Below are 19,139 nucleotides of genomic sequence, written 5' to 3'. Positions count from 1 at the left end.
GGTGATCCTCTCCGATATCTGCATCCGCCGGCCGGTGTTCGCCACCGTGCTGTCGCTGATCGTGGTGCTGCTCGGGCTGATGGCCTACGACCGCCTCAGCGTGCGCGAATACCCCAATATCGACGTGCCCATCGTCACGGTGAACGTGATCTACCCCGGCGCCAGCCCGGAGATCATGGAGTCGCAGGTGGCGCAGCCGATCGAGGACGTGCTGTCCGGCATCGAGGGGCTGGATTTCGTCAGCTCCATCAGCCGCTCGGAAAATACCCAGATCACCGCCCAGTTCCGCCTCGGCAGCAATGCCGACGAGGCGGCCAACGACGTACGCGACCGTCTCGGCCGGGTGCGCGGTCTGCTGCCCGACGAGATCGACGAGCCCATAGTGCAGAAGGTCGAGGCCGACGCCCAGCCGGTGATCTGGATTGCCACCTACAGCGACCGCTACAACGCCATGGAGATCACCGACGTGCTGGAGCGGGTGATCAAGGATCGCCTGCAGACCATTCCCGGCGTGTCCGAGGTGCAGATTCGCGGCGCACGCACCTTCGCCATGCGCATCTGGCTCGACCCGGAGAAGCTCGCCGCGCACAACCTCACGGTGCAGGACGTGGAAGATGCCCTGCGCCGGCAGAACGTGGAGATTCCCGCCGGGCGCATCGAATCGCGCGAGCGCGAGTTCACCGTGCTGTCGGAAACCGACCTGAGCACGCCCGAGCAGTTCAACGAGCTGATTCTCGATGATTCGCAGGGCTACCTGCTGCGCCTGGCCGACGTCGGCCATGCCGAAATCGGCGCGCGCGACGAGCGCAGCGTGGTGCGCTTCAACGGTCGCCCGGCGGTGTCCATGGGCATGATCAAGCAGGCCACGGCCAACCCGCTGGACATCTCCGCCGGCCTCGAGGCGGCCCTGCCGGAGATCCGCGCGCTGCTGCCCGAGGGCATGCACATGACGGTGGCCAACGACAACTCGCTGTTCATCCGCGAGTCCATCGACAACGTCTTCATCACCATCTGGGAAGCGGTGGGGCTGGTCATCCTGATCATCTTCATCTTCCTCCGTTCGCTGCGCGCCACCATCATCCCGCTGGTGACCATCCCGGTGTCGCTGATCGGCGCCTTCGCCCTGATGAGCCTGATGGGCTTTTCCATCAACACCCTGACCCTGCTGGCCATGGTGCTGGCCATCGGCCTGGTGGTGGACGACGCCATCGTCATGCTGGAGAACATCCACCGCCATATCGAGGCGGGGATGAAACCCATGCAGGCGGCGTTCAAGGGCAGCCGCGAGATCGCCTTCGCGGTGATCGCCATGACCCTGACCCTGGCCGCGGTGTTCGCCCCGATCGGCTTCATGCAGGGCACCACGGGGAAACTCTTCACCGAGTTCGCCTGGACCCTGGCCGGCGCGGTGCTGGTGTCCGGTTTCGTCGCCCTGACCCTGACGCCGATGATGTGCGCGGTGCTGCTCAAGCCGCACCAGGCCGGCGAGCGCCACAGCCGGCTGTACAACCTGATCGAGAACTTCCTCAACGCTGTCACCTACAGCTACAAGCACAGTCTCGATAGTGCCCTGCGTACCTGGCCGCTGGTGCTCGGCGTGCTGCTGCTGGCCTTCGTGGTCTGCGCCTGGCTGTTCAACGGGCTGCGTTCGGAGCTGGCGCCGACCGAGGATACCGGCACCATAGTCGGGGTGTTCAACGGCCCGGACGGTGCCACCATCGACTACACCGCGCGTTACGCGCGGGAGGTGGAGGCCGCCTACGCGAGCATCGCGGAAACCAACCGCTACATGGTCATCGCCGGCTTCCCCACGGTGGCCCAGGGCATTTCCTTCATGAAGCTGGAGGACTGGGCCGAGCGCAGCCGCAGCCAGTTCGAGATCCGCAACGAGCTGCTGCCCAAGCTGCAGGATATCGCCGGCATGCGCGTGTTCCCGGTCAACCGCCCGCCGCTGGGGCAGAGCGCGCGCAACCAGCCGATCAACCTGGTGATCCGCTCGTCGATGGAGTATGCCGAGCTGCAGGGCTACGTCGAGCAGCTGCTCGAGCGGGTGCGCGATTATCCGGGACTGGAGAGCCTGGACAGCGACCTCAAACTCAACACGCCGCAGCTCAAGGTGGCGGTCAATCGCGAGCAGGCGGTGGCGGTGGGCACCGATGTGGCGCTGATCGGCCGCAGCCTGGAAAGCCTGTTCGGCAGCCGCCAGGTGACCCGCTTCAAGCAGAGCGGCGAGCAGTACGACGTGCTGGTGCAGTTGCAGGACATCGACCGCAGCAACCCGCAGGACCTCGACCGGGTCTACGTGCGCGATCGCGAGGGCGGCATGGTGCAGCTGTCCAACCTGATCTCGGTGCGCGAGACCGTGGCGCCGCGCGAACTCAACCACTTCAACCAGCTGCGTGCGGTCACCGTCACCGCCAACGTCGGCAGCGGCTACACCCTGGGCGAGGCGCTGGACCATCTGGAGGCTGCCGCGCGCGAGGTGTTCCCGCCGGATACCCAGTACGACTACACCGGCACCTCGCGCGACTTCAAGGAATCCAGCGCCGGTATCGCCTTGATCTTCGCCCTGGCCCTGGCCTTCATCTTCCTGGTGCTGGCGGCGCAGTTCGAGAGCTTCAGCGACCCCCTGATCATCCTGTTCAGCGTGCCGCTGTCGATGGCCGGCGCCTTGCTCGCCCTGACCCTGTTCGGCGGCACCCTGAACATCTACTCGCAGATCGGCCTGGTGACCCTGATCGGCCTGATCACCAAGCACGGCATCCTCATCGTCGAGTTCGCCAATCACCTGCTGCGCGAGGGCAAGGAGCTACGCGCCGCGGTGATCGAGGCGTCGGTGCAGCGCCTGCGGCCGATCCTGATGACCACCGGGGCCATGGTCCTCGGTTCGCTGCCGCTGGCCATCGCCACCGGCGCCGGCGCCGAGAGTCGCCAGCAGATCGGCCTGGTGATAGTCGGCGGGCTGCTGGTGGGCACCTTCTTCACCCTCTACGTGATTCCCACCCTGTACCTGCTGCTGCGCCGCTGGGCGCCGCTGCGGATGATCGACGAGGAGCCGGCCGTTTCGTAGCCCGGATGCCACCCGCGAGCGACCAGCCGGGCAGGAAGCGTCCCCGGATTGCCTCCGGGCCATCTGGTGTTAGGGCGTGCTGACGCCGCGGATCAGCGGCGCAGGTAGGCGGCGAAGTCGATGTCGCCGGCGGAGAGAATGGCCTGCACCCGGTTGTGCACGCCCAGCTTGCGCAGGATCGCCGAGACATGGGCCTTGACCGTGGTTTCGGCGATATCCAGGCTGTAGGCGATCTGCTTGTTCGACTCGCCCTTGGTCATGCGTTCGAGCACCAGCAGTTGCTTGCGCGTCAGCGCCTGCAGCAGCTCCGGCGGGATGCTGTGGTGGTCGGTGTGGTGGCGGTGGCCGCCGCTCTTCTGCGAGCGGATGATGTCCGGCGGCAGGTAGACGTTGCCGTCGAGGATCTGCGCGATGGCCTCGGTCATCTGCGCCCGCGGCGAGGACTTGGTGATGAAACCCACTGCGCCGTAGGTGATGGCCTGCAGCACGATCTGCTTGTCCTGCTCGGCGGAGACGATCACCACCGGGATGGTCGGCGCCTCGTTGCGCAGGTTCATCAGGCCGCCCAGGCCGTGCATGCCGGGCATGTTCAGGTCGAGCAGGATCAGGTCGAGATCGTCGTGCGCCTGGGTCAGTTCCAGGGCGCTGTCCAGGTCGGCGGTTTCCATGATCTCGCTGCCGGGGAAGCCGTCGGCGATGACGTTGTGGATGGCTTCGCGAAACAGTGGGTGGTCGTCGGCAATCAGAATCTTGTACATGGCCTTTCACCTCGTTGTTGTGATTATGGTGCGGCGTTGGGGATGAAGAAAGCGCCGGGCAGTTCGGCGGGCTGGGCGGGCACCAGGGGCAGGCCGGCCTGCTCCCAGGCGTCGATGCCGTCACGGTACCAGTACAGCTGGCGGTAGCCCAGGCGGTAGGCGCGGCGCGTGGCGTTCCAGCTCAGCCAGCAATCGGAGCGGCAGTAGAACACCAGCGGCCAGTCCGGGTCGCCCTGGCTGGCGTTGCGCAGGTGCAGCTCGAAGTAGCGCTGCCAGCGCGGCTCGAGCCGGCCGTCGCCGGTGTTGGCCAGCCACAGGCTGCCGGGCAGGTTGGCGTGTGCCTCGTCCTCGACGAAGCGACCGTTCAACCAGGTGCGGCGGTAGACGTCGATCAGGCGGGTGTGCGGCTGTTCGCGCAGCAGGCGCTGCAGGGCCGGGGTGTCGAGGGTGCGCGCGCCTTCCAGCGTGGCCGGGGTGGGGCTGCGGTATTGCGTCTGGCGATAGCCGTCGGCGGCGAACAGGGCGACTTCGGCCAGCGTCACGGGCGCTAGCAGGCTGGTGCCGAGGAGCAGCCCCGCGTGCAGGGCAAGGCAGTGTTTCATGACCGTGGGCCTCTGTTCTTTTTATGCAGGTATTAGAGGCCAGGACTGCTGCGTTGGAAATTCTACGATGGAGAGCAAAAGCAGTACCAAAGTAGTAGAAGTCGTAATGGCCAGCGGCCAGAACGTGGCTCAACCGGCCTTGCGTAGCGCCGCGTGCTGCGGGTTGAAGCTGGCCACGGCGAGCAGCGTCAGCAGCAGGGTCAGGCCGCTGCAGATCAGCAGCGCCTCGACGTGCAGGCGCAGGTAGAGGGCGTTGCGCACCAGCTCCACGGCGTGGGTGAAGGGGTTGAGCGCGCACAGCCAGTACAGCCACTCGCTGGATTCGCGCATCTTCCACAATGGGTAGAGCGCGGACGAGAGGAAGAACAGCGGAAAGATGACGAAATTCATCACCCCGGCGAAATTCTCCAGCTGACGGATGCCGTTGGACAGCAGCAAGCCCAGCGCGCTGAGCAGCAGCGCCACCAGCAGCAGCGCTGGCAGGGCGGCGAGCAGGCCCCAGGCTGGCGGCTGCACGCCGTAGACCCAGGCGATGGCGAGAAAGGCATAGACCTGCAGCAGCGAGATCAGCGCGGTGGCCAGCAGCTTGGCGGCGAGCAGGAAGGCGCGCGGCAGCGGGCTGGTGAGCAGCACGCGCATGCTGCCCATCTCGCGGTCGTAGACCATCGCCAGCGAGCCCTGCATGCCGTTGAACAGCAGGATCATGCAGGCCAGGCCGGGCACTATGTAGGTGTCGTAGGTGATGTAGGTGTCGTAGGGCTCGATGATGGCGATGCCCAGCGCCGCCCGGAAACCGGTGGCGAATACCAACAGCCACAGTAGCGGCCGCACCAGGGCGCTGAGAAAGCGCGAGCGCTGCAGGACGAAGCGCAGCCATTCGCGCAGGACGATGCCGCGCAGGCAGTACCAGTAGGCGCTCATGCTTGTGGTTCCTCGGCGAGATGTTCGCGGCTGAAGCCGCTCCTAGGGGACTGGGCGTCCAGGTTCGGCCGAATCGCCTCGCGCACATGGCCGCGGCCGAGGGCCTCGTCGCCGGTCAGGCGGGCGAAACTGGTGGCCAGGTCGTCGCCGAAATCGGCGGCCTTGCCGCGGGCCACGCGCTCGCCGCGATGCAGGATCAGCAGCTCGTCGCCAGGCTCGATCTCGTCCAGCAGGTGGGTGGTCCACAGCACGCTCAGGCCCTGCTCGCGGCACAGGTTGCGCACATGCCGGCCGAGGGCCTGGCGGCTGGCCGGATCGAGCCCGGCGCTGGCCTCGTCGAGCAGCAGCAGGCGTGGCTGATGCAGCAGGGCGCGGGCGATCTCCACGCGGCGGCGGTGGCCGCCATTGAGCGTGCGCACCTTGTCGTGACGACGCTCGGCGAGATCCTGGCGCAGCAGCTCTTCGTCGATACGCGCCTGCGCCTGGCGCCTGGGCATGCCGTGCAGGGCGGCGTGGTAGGCGAGGTTCTGCTGCACCGACAGGTCCAGATCCAGGGTGCTTTGCTGGAACACCACGCCCAGCTGGCGCAGCGCCTGGCGTGGCGCGCGGCGCAGGCTGTGACCGAAGATGCGGATATCGCCCTGCTGCAGCTCATACAGGCGGGTGAGCAGGGCGATCAGGGTGGACTTGCCGGCGCCGTTGGGGCCGAGCAGGGCAGCGAAGCGTCCGGGTGCCAGCTCGAAGGCCAGGTCGTTCAGCGCCTGGCGCGCCCCGTAGGCGAAGCCGACGCCGCTCACCTCAAGCGCATTCATGGCGTCACCACCACGCCCCAGGGGTAGCGACCGACCTTGATCGACTTGCTCACCTTGAGCGTATCGACATCGATCACCGACACATCGCCGCTCACCCCGTTGGTGGTCAGCAGGCGCTGCTGGTCCGGGGTAAAGGCCATATGCCAGACGCGCCGGCCCACCAGCAGGTAGTCGAGCACCTCGTAGCTCTGCGCATCGACCACCGCCACATGGTTGGCCGGGCCGAGAGCGACGAAGGCGTACTTGCCGTCGTCACTGAGCTTGACCCCCACCGGCTGCACCTTGTCCGGGTGCACGCCCTTGATCGCGAAGCGCAGCACCTTGAGGATCTCGCGCGCCTCGACGTCCATCACCGTGACCGTGCCGCCGATCTCGGCCGAGGCCCACAGGCGCTTGCCATCCTGGTCGAACTCGACATGGCGCGGGCGCTGGTCGACCAATGTGTTGTCCACCAGTTGCTGGGTGCTGGTGTCGATCCAGTGCAGCATGTTGGTGGTCTCGCTGGTGTTGACCGCCCACTTGCCGTCCGGGCTCACCGCCATGCCTTCGGGCTCGACGCCCACCTCGATCTGCGCCAGCACCTCGTCGCTCTGGGTGTCGACCACGGTGACCAGGGCATCGTCCTCGTTGGAGATGTACAGCCAGCGGTCGTTGCGGTGCAGGGCGAACTGCTCGGGGTCGGCGCCGGAGGGCAGCTCCTTGACGATCGTGCGGGTGGCCAGGTCCATCACCTGCACCCGGTCCGAATCGCTGGCGCAGATGTACAGCAGCTTGTTGTCGGAGGACAGCAGCAGCCCGCGCGGGCGCATGCCGACGGCCAGGGTATCGGTGACCTCCAGCGTGTCCAGGTCGATCACGCTGATGCTGTCGTCCTTCTCGTTGGACACATAGGCAGTGGCGGCCAGGGCCGAGTGGCAGACCAGGCCGAAGGCGACGGCGCAGGCGAGACGGGTAAGGCGCATGGGGTTGATCCTCTTTTTATGTCGGTTTTTGCCGGTGCGCACGGCGCACCCTAGGGTCGGGTGCGCACCATCAATTCGCGTTACCGGCCAGATCGCAGCTCACTTCCGGGCGGTCGTATCCGAGGCTGTCCATCTCGTTGCTGGGATGCAGGAAGCCGTCCTGCGGCGAGGTGCTGACCAGGGCGCGCGGGTGTACCAGCGGTATGGGTTGGCGCAGCTCGCCGTTCCACGGGCGGAAGCTCAGCTTGCGGCCCTTGAAGCCGTCCAGCGGCAGTTGTTCGTTCAGCAGCAGGCGGCGGATGGCCTGTGGGTCGGCCTCGCGCTGCTTGGTGATGGCTGTGGCCAGGCTGCGCACAGCCATCCAGGCGGCGAAGTCGCGGTCGTTCATCCAGCGTCCGGCCAGTTCCTCGAAGCGCTTCTGCAGTTGCGCGGCGCCGAAGGTCTCCACGCTCTTGTGCCAGGCGGTCGGGGTCAGGCCCTGGGTGCCGGCCACCGGGCGCGGGTACCAGGTGTTGTAGGGCAGGTACTCGCCGAAGTCGCCGCGCTCGTCGGCCACCAGCACCACGTTGTACTCGCTGGCCTGGGTGAACAGCGGCATCTCCGCCTGGGCGCTGCGGCGCTGGTCGTTGTCGAAGCTCCAGGGTTTTTCCGCGACGATTTTGTGGCCGAAGCGCTTGGCCGCACGCTTGAGCGCCTCGGCATAGGCGAGGTCGCCCTCGGTGTTGCCGGTCACCAGCAGCCAGCGCGTCCATTTGCGCACGGCGAGAAACTGCGCCAGGGCATCGGCCAGCATGGCGCGGCTGGGCAGGGTGTGCAGCAGGTTGCCCAGGCACTGTTCGCGGCGCAGGCCGTCGTCGGCGCTGCCGGCGTTGAGCAGCAGGCTGTCCGGCAGACGCTGGCTGAGCTGGCGCAGGGTCGCGGCCGGGGCGTTGACCACAAATAGGCGAATGCCTTGCGCATGCAGGTCATCGGCCGTGGTCAGTAGAGTCGCCGCATCCTCGCTCTCGGCTGCCTCGAGGCTGTAGCCCTGCTTGAGAAAACGCCCGGTGCTGTTGCTGTCGGCGATCGCCAGTTCGGCGCCGCGGCGGCCGGCGTCCAGCGGCTCGGGAATGACGTTGGACAGCAGCGGGCCGCGCGGCGGCAGGTGGGCCAGGTAGCCGATGCGCACCTGCAGGTCGCTGGCACAGGCGACGCCGGCGCAGAGCAGGGCGAGAACTAGCAGGGCGGACTGGCGAATCTGGCGCATGGGGCGGCTCCCGGTCGGATGGCCCCAGCATAGGAACAGCCCCCGCCTCGGGAAATATGCCCAAAGTACCAGCGGGGCGGTACCAAGGTAGTAAACCGCAATGGTCGCCCGCTCCCTAGCATGGTCACCAGACTCATAAAAACATCAGGTGAACCCCCATGCGCATTATCAAAGTCCTTACGCTGCCGCTGCTGCTGATCCTCAGCCTGCTCGGCGTCGACAGCCTGCACGCCGCCGGCGATATGACCCGCCGGCCGGTCGCCTTGCCCGACCTGGTGCTGGGCAGCGAGGAAAGCGACTACGCCATGTCGCACAGCGAGTACCAGCTGCAGACCGGCCAGGCCTATCAGCTCAGGATCATCGCCAGCGGGCAGAAGGAATACGCCTTCCAGGCGCCCGAGTTCGCCACGTCCATCTACCTGCGCAAGGTCGAGGCCGGCGGCGTGGAGATCAAGGCGGTGACCCTCACCGAGCTGGAGTTCGAGGACGCCGGCGAGGCGGAGATATTCTTCCTGCCGGTCAAACCGGGCAAATACCGCTTCTACGCCAAGGGCCTGGAAGGCAAGGGCATGCTCGGTTATTTCGTGGTCAAGTAGATAGGCGCCTTCGGGCGCTCCGCCACCCATGCCCGTGCCTGCCAGTGCGCTGCGTTCGCGCAGGATCAGCAGGTGGCGACCGTTTTGGGAGAAAAGTTGATTGTTTTCGGGCTAACCGGCTCGCCTGGCAATCCCTATGATCTTCGCGCCTTGTGTTTAAGCGAGATCATTCCTGTGCCTAATCTACTGTTCAAATTGGCTCTGCCAATGTCCCTTCTTTTCACTTCTGCCGTCCAGGCAGCGTCCTTCCAGCTGACCAGCAGCGATATCGCCCAGGGCAAGCCCATGAGCAATGCTCAGGAGTTCCAGGGGTTCGGCTGCAGCGGTGGCAACCAGTCGCCGCAACTGTCTTGGAGCGGTGCTCCGGAAGGTACCGAAGCGTTCGCCGTGTTCGCCTATGACCCGGATGCCCCGACCGGTAGTGGCTGGTGGCACTGGCAGGTGGTGAACATCCCCAAGGAGGTGACTTCCCTGGCTGCCGGTGCCGTGGTACCGGCCGGCAGCATCAGCATCAGGAACGATTACGGCGTCGCCGGATTCGGTGGGGCTTGCCCGCCCGAAGGCCATGGCGTGCACCGCTATCAGTTCACTGTGTTCGCGCTGTCGAAAAAGCTGGAACTGCCCGAGGACGCCTCTGGGGCACTGACTGGTTATATGGTGCGCGCCAATGCCATTGCCTCGAGCACTATCGAGGCCTTGTACGAGCGTAAATAAGCCGTTTTCAGCTGCGCTAATTACTGAGAGTGAAATTGTTACGTGTCACTTACCACGTATCAATAAAACCTTCTCAGGGCTGTAGCGGCTTTGGCTGAAGCATGAAGATAAATATCCCCCAGCCTGTGCTCGGGGATATTTTTTTTGAGTGGAAGTTAAAGGAACGTTGGTTCGCGGTGCAGGGGCTTGATGGCATGCGCTTAGATATTCCGAGCAGCCGGATAGTTCGGAGGTTTCGATAAGTAAAGCGATTTTTCGTTCTGCGCTTCGATGTCTTTAGACATTTAAAAGGGAATTGCTATGAATATGTTGGCGGATATGCCTGCGGCAAAAATAAGAATTCTGGCTTTGCATGGGCGGGGCAGTAATGGCGGCGTTACCAGGTTGCAGTTAAGAAATCTCGGAATATCCGAGGCCGAGTATGACGTGTTGTATGTCGACGGGCCAATATCGTCGGATAGACCTGGCCCGGGAATAGCAGAATTAGAAGAGCTGGTGCCCGGGCCCTGGTATTCGTGGCTTCCCGACGATGATGGGGTATGGGCGGACGGTCGGGCGCTGCGTAATGCAATATGCGATGCCGTCGAGTATGTACTTTCGATTCTGCAGAACGACGGCCCGTTTGATGCGGTGTTCGGCTTCAGCCAAGGGGGACTGATCGCAAACCTGGTCAATGGGCTGTCCGCGGACCAGGCGCTGATATCGGCCTTGCAGCAGCGCAGCATCTCTTGCCCGCTGCCAAATGGAATCCCTTTCAATGCTGCCGTCATTGCCTGTGCTGGATCTTCACTCCCGCTACCTGAGCTGCGATTGAAAGCAGAATTGGGCCCAGCGCCTCAAGCCTCTCCCCAGATCCATAGTCTTCACTTGATAGGGCGAGAAGACGACTACCGACCATGGTCGGAATCCTTCGCCGCTTCTCTGGACTCGACTGCTACCGATGTCTTCTATTTGGCGGGCGGCCACGAAATCGCCCGGCATCATGGTGAAAACGCTGAGGCTCGTGATCTGGTACGGCAATTTCTCGGCCGGTCCCGAGGCAGGGTCGATCTGCGCCCCGTTGCAACGGATAAGCTGGAATGGCAGCGGTCCAGCCCGCGGAGTTACCGGGCGATTGCGAGCGATCTGCAGATCGCGGCGGTGAAGGTGGACACGCAGGGGCTGCCCGAAACCATCGTTGGCATGCTGGCTGCCCAACCCTTCGATGCCCCTTTGTTGCGGCTGGCCAGGGAGACGGATGCAGGCAAGTGCACGACCTACGGTCAGTTGCTCTCATTCTGCCGGCCCGGAGGTGAGGGCGACCTGCGTCGCCTGGGGGTACAGGCGGGGGAGGTCGTCGCCTATCTGGCTCCGCCCGGCGGAAGTGCCGTGGCGGCAGTGGCGTTTCTGTCTATCGCCTCGCAGACCTGCGCCGTTCCGTTTTCGCCCAATATGAGCGAGGCGGATACTCTGCTGGCGCTCGAGCAGTATGGTGTCAAGCATATCGTGCTGTTTGAAGGCGTTGCCGCTCCCGGGCTGCATGCGGCCTTCGAGCGCTACGCCGATAGCGGAAAGGCGCTCCTTCATCACGCCTATCACCGCGGGGAGGCTGCTCCCGGTCTGTTCCGGTATCTCAACCCGGTCGATGATTTCCACAGCCTGCCGGCGCTAGCCAATCCACCGAGCGCCGATTGCCTGTTGTTGCGTACATCGGGAAGCACTTCCGTGCCGAAGGTGGTGCCGTTGCGACAGCGGGACCTGGTTATCAGTGCCGCCATTCTGGCGGACGGTATCGGCCTCAGTTCCAGCGACGTGACCTACAGCGTGATGCCTCTGGACCATATAGGCGGGCTCAGCGCTTCCATTCTGTGCAGTGTCGCGGTGGGCGCATCCGTCACCTGTGACGGTCTGTATAACCCGCAGGGAATGGTAGAGGCTCTCGCGGATTCCAACCCCAGGCCCACCTGGTATTCGGCTGTACCGACCATCCACAATGCCACGGTGCGGTATCTCCTGGATAACTCGGAAACCTATCTGGATCGGCATGGCCGCTGGCATGGCCATAACCTTCGGGTGATTCGCTCGGGGGCCGCAGCCCTGAAAGAGGCGGATCGCCAGGTACTCGGTGCCATCTACGGCTGCGAAGTGGTCACCACCTACAGCATGTCCGAGCAGATGCCGATTTCCCAGCCGCCCAGAAGGGGGGAACGATGGCAGCAAAACCAGGAATCGGTCGGTGTGCCGGTCATCGCTTCGTTGGCAGTGGTCGATCCGACCACGTTGCGGCCTCTGCCTTTCGGCAGTGCGGGCGAGGTGGCCATTTCTGGTTCCACTGTCTTCACCGGTTATCTGCATAATCCGACTGCCAATCAGCAATCCCGCTTCCTGCTGAAGTCGCCCGAAGACGGCCTGCTCCATACCTGGTTCTTGACCGGCGATCTGGGCGAAATCGATTCCGACGGAACACTGACGTTGCGGGGAAGATTCAAGGAACTGATCAAGCGAGGAGGTGAGCAGATCTCGCCGTTCGAAGTGGAGAGCGTACTGACGCAGCATCCATGGATCAGTACGGCGATATGTTTTTCTGTTCCATCCGATCTCTATGGAGAAGAAGTCGGTTGTGCGCTGGTCCTGACGTCATCAGTCTCGGAGAAGGTCAGTCAGCAGCAAGCCGCCAAGGAGATGAGGGACTTTCTTCGCCAGGAAGGCCTGGCCTCCTACAAGTGTCCGACCTTCTGGAAGCTTGTGGCCGAGGATGACCTACCGAAAACAGCCAGTCGAAAATACATTCGTAATGGGCTTGCGGAAGTGCTCAATGTAGGGGCTCCCCATAGCGAAACAGCGCCGGTCTCCCATGCCGCTTGCGCTGAAAGTTCGCCGACTGCTGCGCAAGGTTTCAGCGACAGGCCCAAGGTGGATTGGTCGACGCTGGCGGGTTTCAGGTTCGTGCTGGCGTGCTATGTGATGTTCATGCACATCGGTTCCGATCAATCGTGGGGGGCTTTCGCCAACCTGCGTCAGTTCCCCTGGCATGTGCATGCCTTTTTCCTGGTGGCGGGCTATTCCCTGGCAGTCTTCATGCCCGCACTGATCACACGCAAGGCATCGTTTGTCTGGACTCGCGTGTCATCGATGTATCCACTCTATGCCTTGGCGCTGCTCTTCGCGCTGATAAACCTGCTGCCGCATTGCCAGCCATCGACCTTCTCTTCCGTGTTTCACTGGAATGCCCAGCCGGGAGATATTGACCGATTGTTCTGCGAGGGTACGCCGCTTCTGCAGGACTCGTGGCTGGCGAACCTGTTCTCGACAGTGGTGATCTACCTCACAGGTCTATCGGCCACGCCGCTGTGGGGGGCGTCCTGGTTTATGGGCTTCTATCTCTGGTTCATATCCATGTACTTCCAGTGCTTGGTCGTTTTCCCGGTCCTGTATAACGCGCTCTATAAGAACCGAGGGAATACGAAGCGACTGCTGCTGCTGACCGTATCGGGATTGGGCGTTAATGTGCTGATCCTGCTGGGCTTCTGGTACGGTTATGCCGCTGACGCAACAGGCTATGGCTTCTTCGACCAACTGACGGGCGAAAAGATATCCCCTAGCATCGCGCAAATGGAAATGGCGGATAAGGACAATGCAGTGATGCTGGGCTTTTATCTGTTCGCTCCGTTTTGGATGGTCTATTTCGTGATGGGCATGTGTGCAGCGTTTCTGTATGACGCGATTCGTCCCGCCGAACAGCGCCGAGCTTACCTTTGGGGTTATGTCGCGGACACCGTCACCTTGATCGTGATCGCCCTGAGTGCGGCGCATGTACTGCAAGGCTATATTCCCCATGGCGCAGCTGTGACGCAGGCCTCCCTGGATACTTACTTCCTCCGGCCCGAAGCTGCCGATAGTTTCGCCGATCCCGGAATAGTTCACAGAATCTGGGATGAAATCAACTCGCGGTTGTTCGCTCCCATTACCTTGCTGTGGGTGTTCGCGTTAAGCACCGGCCAGGGTTTTACTGCACGGATCCTGCGTTTGAATCCTATTTCTCAAACTCTGGCGGCAACCACATACGCTTGCTTTCTGTTTCATCAGGTTGTCGGGCAGTGGTACTATGCCATCACGCGTAACGGGGAGTGGTGGAACTGGTGGGGGTATCGGAAGGACTTTTACTGGTTTAGTCCTCAACCAGTGCCGGTAGAGTGGTACGAATATTTCTACGTGGTCGGGTTGGTGGTGATTTTCGGAAAAATGGTGCAGCCCATCGAGCGATTCATCCGGCACGGTTTCAATATAGGTGTCTCCTCTCTCAGAAAAAACACTCTGGCACCTCAGCCAGTAGAGGACACGTTGACGGCGATCCTGCAAATCGTGCAGAGAACCACCGGCATGGAAGCGAAACCGGAATGGAGTCTCGAGGAGTGTGGCTTGGCATCGCTCGGGGTCGTGCAGTTCACCAATACGCTTCGAGCGGAGTTCTCCAGCTCTACCGAGAAGCTCACGTTGTCGGTGCCGGATATTATGGCGGCGCGAAATCTCCATGAAATTGCCGCTCTCGTAGATGTGGCGAGAGAGAACGGGCGACAGGAACAAGACCAACTGCTTCAGGCCACATGATAGTCAGATGTCCTAAGTGATATGCGACCCGCCCTTGCGAAAGAGCGGGTTCGTCGTTTCTACAGGTGAAGGGATGACATTTCTACTGCTGGTAACGCTATGCAGGAACTGATAAAGCTGGCGAGAGCGGCGCAGCGTGAAATCAGCGGGCTGCCGTTTTCGGTGTATTCGTCTTACAAGGAACAACGCATTCTCAATGCGCCGATTACCAAGCCGTTGCTGATATTCGTGCTGGCTGGCGTCAAGCAGTTGGGGCAGAGGGATGAAATCGTCTGCCCGACCGGCAGTTTTCTCTTTCTGTCCAACGCCTCGGATATCGATATGAGGAATATTCCCGGGGACGAATATTTCGCCGTTCTGATCGAGTTCGAATTCAGCGATTTCGATCGCTTCAAGCACAAGCGCAGTGGTAACCGGCGATATGTTCAGGGCGCTATCGACGAGGCACTGGCGAAAACGCTGCAGCAGTATATCGAGTGGTCGCTCTATGCTCCTCGGGCGTTGTGGTCGCTACGCAGAGAGGAGCTTCTGCAGCTGATCTGCCTGTCCGGCCACGACGAGGTGAGCAGCATCGTCGGGCATCCGAGTCTCAGCCACCAGTTGCACGATATCGTCAGCGAAAATATCGCCGCCGATTGGAGCGTCGGGCGCCTGGCGGAAAAGCTGGCGGTCAGCGAGTCGACCTTGCGTCGGCGATTGAACGCCGAAGGCGCGAGTATCAAGTCGATCGTGAGCAGGGCCAGGTTGGGTCAGGGACTTTTCCTGCTGCAAACGACCATGGAGCCCATCGGGCGCATCGCGGAGCGTTGTGGCTACCAGTCGCAATCGCGCTTCACCGACAAGTTCAAGCAGCAGTTCGGCCTCACCCCCTCGGAACTCAGAAAAACCCGGGAGCCGGGTTAAGGCGTCACTGGCCCGCTCTCACAGCCTGAAGAGGCGAGCGGAGCGTGGGCAACCCCAACTCCGAACAGTCAGCCCCCCACCCAAGCCCTACTACCAAGGGACTAGGACGCGACCACCAAAGCAGCATTCGGCGTCTTGCGCGGCCTTTCTAAGATGGCCCCACGAGCTCCGTACGAGCCGTCTTGCGTGCATTCGATGAGGTCCTAGTCATGAACAAGAAACTCAATTCCACCCTGGCCCTGGTGCTGCTGGCCGCATCCACCCAGCTCTGGGCGCATGGCGACGTGGTACCGCAGGCGGTCAACACCGACGGCCTGGAGCCGCTGGGCGAGGAATGGCTGGAGGAGAACCCCTACCGCGACAACCCGCGCGCCATCGAGATCGGCGCCTCGGCCTACAACCAGAATTGCGCCGCCTGCCACGGCCTGGAAGCCAAATCCGGCGGTATCGCCCCGGACCTGCGCCTGCTCGAGCTGGGCGCCATGGGTGACGAATGGTTCAAGGAGCGGGTAATCAACGGTGCGGTGCGCGATGGCCGCGTGTACATGCCGAAGATGGCCGACTTCCTCAGCCAGGAGGCCCTGTGGGCGGTGCGTACCTATCTGGAGAGCGTGCACGTCGAGGAGTAAGAGCTTGATGATAAATCTGCTGCGCTCGGCATCTCGCGCTTCGGCGGTGCTCGCAATGCTCATGTATGTCAATACACTCCGCTTGCTGCGCTCCGGCGAAACGCGACCTGCCTTCGCTCGCGACGATTTCTTCACCATCTCTAGGAGCATGCGCCGGCTGATTCTGTTGTGTGGCCTGCTGCTGTGCCTGGGCACGGCGCAGGCGCAGGTGCGCGACTTCGACCGCATCAATGAGTCCGGCACCCTGCGCGTGGCGCTGTACCAGAACTTCCCGCCGTACAGCTACGAGCAGGACGGCCAGCCCCGTGGCGTCGACTACGAGCTGGCGCAGGCGCTCGCCAAGGGCCTGGGGCTGCGGCTCGAGCTGATCTGGGCGCCGCCTGGCGAGAAGCTCGACGACGACCTGCGCGACTATATCTGGCGCGGCCGCGTCACCGCGCAGGGCGAGCTGGCCGATCTGATGCTGCGCGTGCCCTACGACCGCGAGTTTTCCTACAAACGCAACGAACTGGGCGAGCTGATCAACGAGCTGGTGGTGATGTTCGGCCCCTACCAGCGCGAGCGCTGGCAGCTGGCGCATGACCGCCGCCGCCTGGCCGAGGTGCCGAGCATCGCTGCGCTGCGCCGGCATCCGGTGGGGGTGGAGGTGGAAAGCGTGCCCTCGTTCTACCTCAGCTCGGTGCAGGGCGGCATGCTCGGCAAGCAGACCCATCACTACCCGACGCCGCAGCTGGCCTTCGCCGCCATGCGGGCCGGCGAGGTGGACGCGGTGATGGCGCTACGTGGCGAGGTGGACTGGCTGCTGCACGAAGCCGGCGACCCGCAGCTGGCGCTGGCGGAGAACGCCTACCCGGACCTGGGCCGGCAGATCTGGGAGATCGGCATGGCGGTGCATGAAAGCAATCGGCAACTGGCCTATGCGGTCGAGGAACAGCTGGAAAACCTGATTCTCGATGGCTCGCTCGAGCGTCTCTATGCGCGCTATGGGCTGCGCTACGAGAAGCCTGAACAGTACCAATAGGGCGCGAGCCGGAGGTGGGCGATGGACTGGCGGACCCTGGTGTTGCTGACCCTCTTTGCCTGGGCCTGGGAAGCGCGGGCGCAGCCGGCCGATCCGGTCACCTCGGTGATGTGGGATTACTACCACCAGCGCCTGCTGAACGGCGAGCCTTTCGTCTTCGACGACAAGGTTCGCCTCGAGGTGCCGCCTTTTGCCGAGGATGCGCGCCAGGTGCCGATCCAGATCGACGCCAGCGCCTACCGCGGCAAGGTCAAGCGCATCCTGGCCTGGGCCGAACTCAATCCCATCCCGCGTATTGTCGATTTCACCCCCGGCGCCGAGCTGGAGCCGAGCCTGGCCATCCGCATTCGCGTCGAGCAGGCCACGCCGATCCGCGCCGCGGTGCTCACCGACGATGGCCTCTGGCATGTCGGTTCGGCCCGCATCGAAGCAGCGGGCGGCGGCTGCACGGCGCCCAGCGTGGTGCGCGCCGAAACCGGTTGGGAAGAACGCCTGGGCCAGGTGCTGGGCAAGCGCTTCGTGCGCGGCGAGGGCAGCCGCCTGCGCCTGCAGGTGTCGCACCCGATGGACAACGGCCTGGTTGGCGGCATCCCCGAGTTCTATATCGAACAGGCCGAGCTGCGCGGGGAGGGCGGCCAGGTACTGGGGCGCATCGAGCTGTTTCCGGCGGTCAGCGAGAACCCGACGCTGAGCTTCGACCTGCGCGGCAATCGGCACGCCGAGCTGTGGCTGCGCGACAACAATGGCAACGAATTCCAGGCCGCGTTCTGAACACGTTCAGTAGGGTGCGCCGCGCGCACCAACCCATTCAGGGAGGGCTTACATGCGCTGGATGTTATTGCTGGGCTGCCTGCTCGCCGGTCTGGCTCAGGCGCTCGACTACCAGCTGCAACCCCGACAGATCGCCGACGGCGTCTGGCTGGTGGAGGGCAGCACCGACAATTTCGCGGCGGAAAACGGCGGCAATATCGTCAACGTCGGCTTTATCGAAACCGCCGATGGCGTGGTGGTGATCGATAGTGGCCCGTCACGTCGTTATGGTGAGGCGCTACGCCAGAGCATCGAGAAAACCACCGGCAAGCCGGTGCTGCGCGTGTTGCTGACCCACCATCACCCGGATCACGTGCTCGGCAACCAGGCTTTCGCCGATGTGCCCATCGCGGCGCTGCCTGAGACCACAAGGTTGTTGGCCGAGCAGGGCGATGCCATGGCGGAGAACATGTACCGCCTGGTGGGCGACTGGATGCGCGGCACCGAGGTGGTATTGCCCACCGAGGACCTGCACGAAGGCGCGCTGGAAATCGGCGGCCGGCGCCTGCAGCTGCTGGCGCTGCGCGGCCATACCGGCGCCGACCTGGCGATTCTCGACGAGCGCACGGGCGTGCTGTTCGCCGGCGATCTGCTGTTCTACCAGCGCGCGCTGACCACGCCGAACAGCCCCGGGCTGGACGTCTGGCTGGCCGATCTGGATCGCCTCGAAGCGCTGCCCTGGCAGCAGATCGTGCCCGGCCATGGCCCCGTCGCCACGGACGCGGCGCCCTTCGCCCAGATGCGCGACTACCTGGGCTGGCTCGATGGGCTGCTGCGCGACGGGGCGGAGCAGGGCGCGGAGATGAACGAGCTGATCCGCGCGCCCATCCCGGAGCGCTTCGCCCAGGTCAGCCTGAGTCGCTACGAGCTGATCCGCAGCGTCAGCCACCTCTACCCGCGTTACGAGCGCAACGCCATGGGGCGGGTGGATCGGTAGGGGGCGTCGCGCGCAGCGGCTGTCAGGGTTTAGAGCTCTTCGTCGTCGCGAATCAGCACGTAGCGGCGACCCTGCTCGGTTTCTTCGTGGTCGTAGACGTAATACATCACCACTTCGCCCAGGCTGGCCTGCACGGCCAGGTAGTCGCCGCTCTCGGCCATGAAGAATGCCTTGGTGGCCGGTTTGGCCAGGCACTCGATATGGGCGGTGACGAAGTGCGTGGGATCTTCCTCGCCGAAATAGTCCTCGCGCTGGCGCGCATCCCAGTCGACGGGCGGCTCGAAGGCGCCGGTGAAGATCACCTTGGCGTCGCCCAGATCCAGCTCCTCGCCGTCCGGGTCCTGCTCGTCGGGGCGATAGACAGTGCAGTCCAGGGCATCGGGATGGTTGAGGATTTCCTGGCGAGGGTGGGGCACGGGCGTCTCCGATCAATAGGTGCGGGCGGCCCAGTGTCGGGCAAAGCCCTGGCCGCCGCAATCCTCATGATTGCAGCCTGTGGGGCAGGTATTGCTACCAAGGAAGGAGGAAAATCGGCTGGGGGTGCAATTGTTGGGTGGCCGGGGCGGGCGAA

The 19,139-nt window shown here is 63.6% G+C and carries 16 protein-coding genes; 9 read left to right on the top strand and 7 right to left on the bottom strand.

What is annotated here, in order from left to right; all coding sequences use genetic code 11:
• The first annotated feature begins 1 nt into the window (after position 1).
• Complete coding sequence (locus EA796_RS00210; RefSeq protein WP_122107061.1) at positions 2-3,070, top strand: efflux RND transporter permease subunit; 3,069 nt, start codon at positions 2-4, stop codon at positions 3,068-3,070.
• A 92-nt stretch (positions 3,071-3,162) separates the two neighbouring features.
• Here EA796_RS00210 and EA796_RS00205 read toward each other — a convergent pair whose 3' ends face one another.
• The 6 genes from EA796_RS00205 to EA796_RS00180 form a co-directional block, all read right to left on the bottom strand.
• Positions 3,163-3,828: a response regulator transcription factor gene (locus tag EA796_RS00205; RefSeq protein ID WP_021442089.1), complete on the bottom strand. Its 666-nt coding sequence runs from the start codon at positions 3,826-3,828 to the stop codon at positions 3,163-3,165.
• A 23-nt stretch (positions 3,829-3,851) separates the two neighbouring features.
• Positions 3,852-4,430, bottom strand: coding sequence for a PQQ-dependent catabolism-associated CXXCW motif protein (locus EA796_RS00200; protein ID WP_122107060.1), 579 nt, complete (start codon positions 4,428-4,430; stop codon positions 3,852-3,854).
• A gap of 129 nt (positions 4,431-4,559) precedes the next feature.
• Positions 4,560-5,351 (bottom strand): ABC transporter permease, encoded by a 792-nt coding sequence (locus EA796_RS00195; RefSeq protein WP_122107059.1) that lies wholly within the window; start codon positions 5,349-5,351, stop codon positions 4,560-4,562.
• Complete coding sequence (locus EA796_RS00190) at positions 5,348-6,163, bottom strand: ABC transporter ATP-binding protein (protein ID WP_122107058.1); 816 nt, start codon at positions 6,161-6,163, stop codon at positions 5,348-5,350. The genes EA796_RS00195 and EA796_RS00190 overlap by 4 nt, the downstream gene beginning before the upstream one ends.
• The gene (locus EA796_RS00185) at positions 6,160-7,125 is read right to left on the bottom strand and encodes a YVTN family beta-propeller repeat protein (protein WP_122107057.1); all 966 of its coding nucleotides are present in this window, start codon (positions 7,123-7,125) and stop codon (positions 6,160-6,162) included. The genes EA796_RS00190 and EA796_RS00185 overlap by 4 nt, the downstream gene beginning before the upstream one ends.
• A 70-nt stretch (positions 7,126-7,195) precedes the next feature.
• Positions 7,196-8,371, bottom strand: coding sequence for an ABC transporter substrate-binding protein (locus tag EA796_RS00180; RefSeq protein ID WP_122107056.1), 1,176 nt, complete (start codon positions 8,369-8,371; stop codon positions 7,196-7,198).
• A gap of 158 nt (positions 8,372-8,529) precedes the next feature.
• Here EA796_RS00180 and EA796_RS00175 point away from each other — a divergent pair, with 158 nt between their 5' ends.
• From EA796_RS00175 to EA796_RS00140, 8 genes are all read left to right on the top strand, one after another.
• Positions 8,530-8,967, top strand: a complete 438-nt coding sequence (locus EA796_RS00175; protein WP_122107055.1) for a copper-binding protein — start codon at positions 8,530-8,532, stop codon at positions 8,965-8,967.
• A 207-nt stretch (positions 8,968-9,174) separates the two neighbouring features.
• Positions 9,175-9,681, top strand: coding sequence for a YbhB/YbcL family Raf kinase inhibitor-like protein (locus tag EA796_RS00170; protein WP_122107652.1), 507 nt, complete (start codon positions 9,175-9,177; stop codon positions 9,679-9,681).
• 300 nt (positions 9,682-9,981) lie between these two features.
• Complete coding sequence (locus tag EA796_RS00165) at positions 9,982-14,268, top strand: AMP-binding protein (RefSeq protein WP_256679042.1); 4,287 nt, start codon at positions 9,982-9,984, stop codon at positions 14,266-14,268.
• Between the two features lie 99 nt (positions 14,269-14,367).
• The gene (locus tag EA796_RS00160) at positions 14,368-15,171 is read left to right on the top strand and encodes a helix-turn-helix transcriptional regulator (protein ID WP_122107054.1); all 804 of its coding nucleotides are present in this window, start codon (positions 14,368-14,370) and stop codon (positions 15,169-15,171) included.
• 209 nt (positions 15,172-15,380) lie between these two features.
• Complete coding sequence (pedF, locus tag EA796_RS00155; RefSeq protein ID WP_021443425.1) at positions 15,381-15,800, top strand: cytochrome c-550 PedF; 420 nt, start codon at positions 15,381-15,383, stop codon at positions 15,798-15,800.
• Positions 15,801-15,948: 148 nt separating this feature from the next.
• The gene (locus tag EA796_RS00150; protein ID WP_122107053.1) at positions 15,949-16,821 is read left to right on the top strand and encodes an ABC transporter substrate-binding protein; all 873 of its coding nucleotides are present in this window, start codon (positions 15,949-15,951) and stop codon (positions 16,819-16,821) included.
• Positions 16,822-16,842: 21 nt separating this feature from the next.
• Positions 16,843-17,592 (top strand): quinoprotein dehydrogenase-associated SoxYZ-like carrier, encoded by a 750-nt coding sequence (locus tag EA796_RS00145; protein ID WP_122107052.1) that lies wholly within the window; start codon positions 16,843-16,845, stop codon positions 17,590-17,592.
• Positions 17,593-17,644: 52 nt separating this feature from the next.
• Positions 17,645-18,568 carry a quinoprotein relay system zinc metallohydrolase 1 gene (locus EA796_RS00140; protein WP_122107051.1) on the top strand — a complete coding sequence of 308 codons (924 nt, stop codon included), beginning with the start codon at positions 17,645-17,647 and terminating at the stop codon, positions 18,566-18,568.
• A 29-nt stretch (positions 18,569-18,597) separates the two neighbouring features.
• On the opposite strand, the gene EA796_RS00135 is transcribed toward EA796_RS00140, so the two are convergent.
• Positions 18,598-18,984, bottom strand: coding sequence for a hypothetical protein (locus EA796_RS00135; RefSeq protein WP_122107050.1), 387 nt, complete (start codon positions 18,982-18,984; stop codon positions 18,598-18,600).
• Positions 18,985-19,139 lie beyond the last annotated feature (155 nt).

Origin of the sequence: Pseudomonas sp. AOB-7, assembly GCF_003696305.1 — a bacterium.
Classification (GTDB): Bacteria; Pseudomonadota; Gammaproteobacteria; order Pseudomonadales; family Pseudomonadaceae; genus Aquipseudomonas.
This window is presented reverse-complemented; position numbering and strand designations above follow the sequence as displayed.